General features: G+C 36.1%; 4 protein-coding genes. 3 read left to right on the forward strand and 1 reads right to left on the reverse strand.

All coding sequences use genetic code 11. From position 1 onward, the window contains the following. Positions 1-786 precede the first annotated feature (786 nt). Together H6G28_RS27830 and H6G28_RS27835 are read left to right on the forward strand one after the other, a co-directional pair. On the forward strand, positions 787-2,517 hold the full coding sequence (locus H6G28_RS27830; protein WP_190675835.1) for a toll/interleukin-1 receptor domain-containing protein: 1,731 nt from the start codon (positions 787-789) through the stop codon (positions 2,515-2,517). Between the two features lie 14 nt (positions 2,518-2,531). Beyond that, entirely contained in the window at positions 2,532-4,046 is a 1,515-nt protein-coding gene (locus H6G28_RS27835; RefSeq protein WP_190675837.1) for an argonaute/piwi family protein, read from the forward strand. A 257-nt stretch (positions 4,047-4,303) separates the two neighbouring features. Here H6G28_RS27835 and parA read toward each other — a convergent pair whose 3' ends face one another. Next, complete coding sequence (gene parA, locus H6G28_RS27840; protein ID WP_190675839.1) at positions 4,304-4,969, reverse strand: ParA family partition ATPase; 666 nt, start codon at positions 4,967-4,969, stop codon at positions 4,304-4,306. Positions 4,970-5,161: 192 nt separating this feature from the next. Here parA and H6G28_RS27845 point away from each other — a divergent pair, with 192 nt between their 5' ends. Then, the gene (locus H6G28_RS27845) at positions 5,162-5,560 is read left to right on the forward strand and encodes a hypothetical protein (RefSeq protein WP_190675841.1); all 399 of its coding nucleotides are present in this window, start codon (positions 5,162-5,164) and stop codon (positions 5,558-5,560) included. Positions 5,561-6,000: the final 440 nt, after the last annotated feature.

Below are 6,000 nucleotides of genomic sequence, written 5' to 3' on the forward strand. Positions count from 1 at the left end.
TGCTAGGATGGTCAAAATTTTGTCTAATCAATACAGTGTAAACCGTAGTCGGTCATGTACGGTAGAAATGAATTTATTCTTTCTATACATGAAAATAAAGTCTTCGTGAAGAAATTAGCATTCAAAAGTTTTGAGTATAAAAGAAAACGTAAATTATGAAAACTATTGATATGTGTGGTCAAAACTAGCTACTTGCTTACCTAACCTGGAACGGCGATCGCTCTTTTTAAAGCGTAAGTGCTACAGTCTGGGTTGAATTTAAACGAAATAAACTATATAAACATTTTTAACTATATAAACGAAATAAACTATATAAACATTTTTAACTATTTTAATGCTTGGTATACAGTATTATTAAAACCTTGTTGGTCAGTTCCTCTATATTCTGAGTTCACTGTCACATGATGCGCCATGCTTGCGGTTATTATCTGGTGAATTAGGATTACAGCACTAGAAAAATTCAGGACTTTTTAGAGCATCGGGATATCAAACACACTGAAAAATATACCAAATTGAATGCTCAACGTTTTCTAAATTTTGATTGGGGATATTTGTGACATCGGAGTAATCATGTGTTAAACTCTGTCAAATAGTGTTTAGTACTCAGTTTTTTAAATCAGCTTTCAAAAAACACTTAAAAATATTGATAATTTAAATACTTAGTATATATACTAGTACTTATGTACTTAAAATTTTAAATACTCTGCAACGGCAGCTAATCTGATTATCTACTGCCTAGACAAGCTCACAGACTATTCGGAGTTTGAACGTCTTTGCCATGACTTGATGTTTCTAGAAGGATATTCCTCTATTGAGCCACTTGGGGGTTTCAAGGACAAAGGGCGTGATGCTATTTACGTCAGTCCAGCGAAAAAAACAACAATATTTGCCTATAGTGTACGTGAAGACTGGAGAGCTAAACTTGGAGAAGACGCATTCAAGATAAAAAAACACGGTCACACTTGCGATAACTTAGTTTTTATCACAACTGCTCAACCTACAGCTGGTGAACGAGATGAAGCGATCGCTTATATTCGGAATCAGTATGGCTGGGATCTAGAAATTTACGGAAGTGAGCGTCTAAGAATACTGCTAGAGACAAAGTATCCACATATTAAAAAGAATTATCCATCTATCTTTCCAGCAGAATTTATCATCGCTCTAGAACAAATTAATAAATTTGAGGAACGTAAGCACCTATTTATCAGTTACGCCCCTGAAGATTTAGTACTTGCAGATTGGTTAGCCAAAAGGCTTACAGCAGAAGGATATCTTGTTTGGTGTGAACATCTGAAGCTGCTAGGTGGAGAGAAATTTCCTGATGACATTGAAAAAGCAATTAAAAATCAAGCTTTTTGTATAGTTGCTCTATATTCTCAACCATCACTAACTAAACCTGATTTAATCTTGCAAAGAAGTATTGCTATAAATTTAATTGAAGAAAGGCAAGAAGATTTTCTGATTCCAATTGATGTTGATGGTATCAATAAAACCAGCCTCGACCGTAAGACACAGTTATTAAAGTTTATTGAATTTAACAAAAACTGGGCTGAAGGGTTGAAAAAATTATTAAATAAACTGGAATATATCAAATGTCCAAAATCATTACCTGAAGGTGCAAAAGTGTCACTATCAGCATTTTTATATGAGGATGCCATTGTAGACGAGACTGAGAATGTATTTTCAAATTACTTAACATTTCAAAAAATCCCTAGTATAATTTATCTATTTGAGGCTGAAAATCCAAGTTTAAATTTAGAGATTGAAAATTTAAATCTTGAATGGTCTTATCGTCAAATAGATAGTAAAAAATTTTTATCGTTTCACCAACCACCAGCTTGGATATCGGAAAAGTTACAACTTAATTTATCCAGAAATAATTGCTGGCAGGAATTAGTAAATATAGAAGGTATTTCTACTAAAAATTTAGTATCAGAATTGTTAAGAAAAGCTCTCATAGTCAAGTGCCATCAGAAAGGATTGAAGTACTGTTTTGAAACAAAATTGCAGTATTTTCCACAAGGATTAGCAAAAGGAAATCGTCTGAATTATATCAAGTACGATGGTTCAAAATCATTTGTTCAAGCCGTTGGTACTCGAACTTATTGGCGGCCTGCTAAAGCAGAGGAGTATCAGTATCATCTTGCTCCTACATTTTATATATCTCAAAATTTGTTTAATACGTTTACACTACAAATTCGCATAAGAATTCGTTTGGGCGATTCCAGTGGTATAGCATTAGATAAAAGAAAAGCAGTTTCACGTAGAAAACATTTATGTAAAAATTGGTGGAATAATGATTGGCTCAATCGGATTTTTGCTGTTTGCCAATTTCTGGCTGATGACAATCAAATAATTATTGGAGATGAAGTGAACGAACAAATTCTTATTCATGCAATACCAACCCATTTTACAGCACCAATTGCTATTGATGAAGCTTCTATCAAAAAATTTAAACAGGATAGATTAGACTTGCTAAATATGCGTTCTGGTAGTGAACAAGAAGATATATTGTAATAAAGAAAGTGAAAATGAATGAGTCGCTTATTATATTTGATGAACCAGAATTAGAATTTCGCTACGGTCAGCGACTGAAAGACCCACGCGATGGGTTAGCCCTATTTGGCCCTTTTGATGCTGATTCTCCATCACATCCCAAATCATTACCTTATATTGTACTTGGTACTGTTAGCGGAATATCTCAATTTAAGGCTTGGTCAGAGGCAATGAACTGTCCAGCTATATACGCACCTAAAGAGAATTTTCGCCTTTGGCCTCCTTACCCCGGCTTTGAAGCAGCATTTTGCAGTCGATGGTCTAGTGATCCTATTTGGTCTTACCCGATAGATGAACATCAACTTTTAGAAGCTTCTCATACCCGCGAGAAACATGAACGTTCTTATAAAGTTGTAGATATATTTCTCAAAGGGCTGAAAATTGCAGCAGATAAACTAGACCAAAAGCCTGCTGTAGCAGTTTGTGTTGTACCAGATGAAATCTATCAAAACTGTCGCCCTGAATCGGTTGTTTCTGAAACCGTTGGAGAACTTATATCTAAAAAAACTGTACGTTCTCGGCAAGCAGGGCAGCTTGAGTTACCACTGTATGGTGAAGTCAATTTAGAGCCTTACAGCCTTTCTCCTGACTTTCGCCGACAACTTAAAGCACGTTCAATGAAATATGATATTCCGCTACAAATTATACGAGAGTCTTCTTTACGATTAACTGATAAGAATCAGTTAGGTCAGCGAACACTTACCCCGCTTTCTGATAGAATGTGGAACATTGGAACTACTCTCTATTACAAATGTGGTGGTAAACCTTGGCGATTAGTTACTGCGCGAGAAGGTGTTTGCTACATTGGTATAGCATTTCGTCGAGCAGAAGATACAGAAAAAGGGAAAACAGCTTGCTGTGCTGCTCAAATGTTTTTAAATACGGGAGACGGAATAGTATTTCTCGGCGACTTTGGCCCCTGGTATTCACCAAAGACAAAACAATTTCAATTAAGCAAAGCCTCAGCATACGACCTTCTAAGAGGAGTATTAAAAACTTATAGTGAACTAGGAGGTAAAGAACTTACTGAGATTTTTTTACATTCACGTTCCACTATTAGTAATGAAGAATTTGAAGGTTATCAGAAAGCTTGTCCTCATGGTGTCAAACTTGTTGGTATTAGAGTACGTCCTGATATAGGTAATGGTTTCCGTCTTTTTCGGACTGGTGAAATGCCTGTGTTACGCGGAACATTTTTAAGGAATAACGAGCGTTCTGGCTTATTATGGGGAAGTGGATTTAAGCCAAGGCTTGCTACCTATGATGGATGGGAAACTCCAACTCCTCTGCAAATTGACATTCAACATGGAGATGCTGTCATAGAGCGAGTAGCACAAGACATATTTGGGCTTACTAAGCTAAATTACAATGCGTGTCGTTTAGGAGAATCTCAGCCAGTTACCGTTGGGTTTTCTGATGCAGTTGGAGAAATTTTGATTTCAAATCCTACAGTTTCGGAGCGTAAACCAAACTTTAAATTTTACATTTGATAAAACTCAATATCGGTTGGTAGTACTTGTAGTCCTTAGTTAATATCCGCTATTTTAATACCTTTATGTATACTGCCAATTACATCAGGTATAACTTTGTATTGATTTCACAAAATGCGCTATTTTCGACTATTATCTTATCTGTGATCGCTCTAAGGCTTAAGTGCTACAGTCTGGGTTTAATCTAAACAAAATAAACTATATAAACCATAAAAACTATATAAACGAAATAAACTGTATAAACAGTTTTAACTATTTTAATGCTTAGTATCCAGTATTCTTAAAACCTCGTCCGTCAGTTGCTCTATTTCTTTGATGGCGGCTGAGGACTTATTGCCGAAATTATGTACTGTCTGACCAAACACAGCAGATTGACGATAGACTTGCCGATGCTGTATCTGCGTCTTGGCTAAGGGAATCCCAAACTCAGGTAAAACTGCCAAAGTTTCTTGGGCCAAAGTTGTTTTTGGTTGGCACTGGTTCAAGACAAGCCGGGACTGTAAGGCATCATTAAAATCACCCACATTTTGAATAACCTGTCGAATACCAACTGCTGCCCACATATCCAATGGCGAAGGGATGATAGGCACTAGAGCTAGGTCTGCAATCAGCAACGCGCTTTGTGGGACAGGGGAATCAGCAGCAGGGGGGCAGTCAATGATGATGTAGTCGTAATCATCAATAAATTTTTTGACTTCGCGGTGGACTTTGTTATTGGCCGCACTCAATCCGATTACGCCAGCAGGAAAGGGGGTTTCGTCTTCTGCTGAGGCAGCCCAACGTGTAGCTGTCCCTTGTGGATCAGCATCAACGACAAGAACTTTGTTGCTGCGTCGAGCGATCGCACCCGCAACCTGCATAGTAACAGTTGTCTTTCCTGAGCCGCCCTTTTGATTGACAACTGCAATGATTTTAGCTGTCATAGAATTAACCGTATTAATGATTTAAACTATATAAATAGTTTTTACTGTTTATAGTTTTTATAGGGTTTAATGTTGATATTGTGACATAAAAGAGAGAATTGGTAAAAAGTATATACAGTTTTAATAATTTATATTGTTAAAATAGTTTACTTAGTTTTTGGCTAACCTAAATTTTTTGATTGCAGAGGAGTTATGACAAAGAAGAGTATGAAATCAGCTTTGACAAATTCATTAAAAGCTGAAGATGAAGCTGTGAGAAGCCGTTTTGAAAAAGCAGAGAGATTGCTAGAAGAGAAAACAGAGCCAAATTCTAGCCAACTGACGACATCTCAGCCACATGACATAGTAGAACCAGCCCAACTACAGAAGGTGATTCGTGATAGTTTCACGCTACCGTCTGGAGATTATGAATTAATCACAACAATTAAACAGCGATGTTTAAAGTCGGCAGTCAATGTAACAAAAAGTGAAGTAATTCGCGCGGGACTTCAGATTCTACAATCTTTATCTGACGAAGAATTAGTACAAGCGATCAATGGTCTAGAAAAAGTAAAAACAGGTAGACCCTCTGCAAAGCAACAAAAACTATAAACTATTTATATAGTATAAACTGTACAAATAGTTTTACGTAAAATTAGGTGAAGCAATCAATAGTCTAGAAGAGGTAAAAACAGGTAGACTATCTGGAAAGGTGATAAAAAGTATAAAAAGTATAAAAAGTATAAAAAGTATAAAAAGTATAAAAAGTATAAACAGTTAAAATTGTACAAACAGTACAAACAGTACAAACAGTTTTAGGAGTGAGAGAACTAATAGCCACGCGATTACTAATACCACTTTAAATATTAGATCCAAGAGTAAATTTACAGTTGAATCCAGTAGTGGTACAAAAAGAATTATTCGTTGCAAAGCCATTACCAAGGATTAGATAATGGCGGATGACTACATCGAAGTTGCTGGAATTATCTTACGTCTTGTTTGTTTCTTTCGCCTTTTTAGAAACTTACTCAGAGGTGTTCGATGGATTTAGT

This window comes from Nostoc sp. FACHB-190 (assembly GCF_014696905.1).
In the GTDB taxonomy this organism is placed as follows: domain Bacteria; phylum Cyanobacteriota; class Cyanobacteriia; order Cyanobacteriales; family Nostocaceae; genus Nostoc_B.

Excerpts from the sequence above, each read along its gene's own strand:
- H6G28_RS27835 (WP_190675837.1), top strand. The coding sequence starts at position 2,532 with ATGAATGAGTCGCTTATTATATTTGATGAACCAGAATTAGAATTTCGC.
- H6G28_RS27830 (WP_190675835.1), top strand. The coding sequence starts at position 787 with ATGTTTCTAGAAGGATATTCCTCTATTGAGCCACTTGGGGGTTTCAAG.
- H6G28_RS27845 (WP_190675841.1), top strand. The coding sequence starts at position 5,162 with ATGACAAAGAAGAGTATGAAATCAGCTTTGACAAATTCATTAAAAGCT.
- parA (WP_190675839.1), bottom strand. The coding sequence starts at position 4,969 with ATGACAGCTAAAATCATTGCAGTTGTCAATCAAAAGGGCGGCTCAGGA.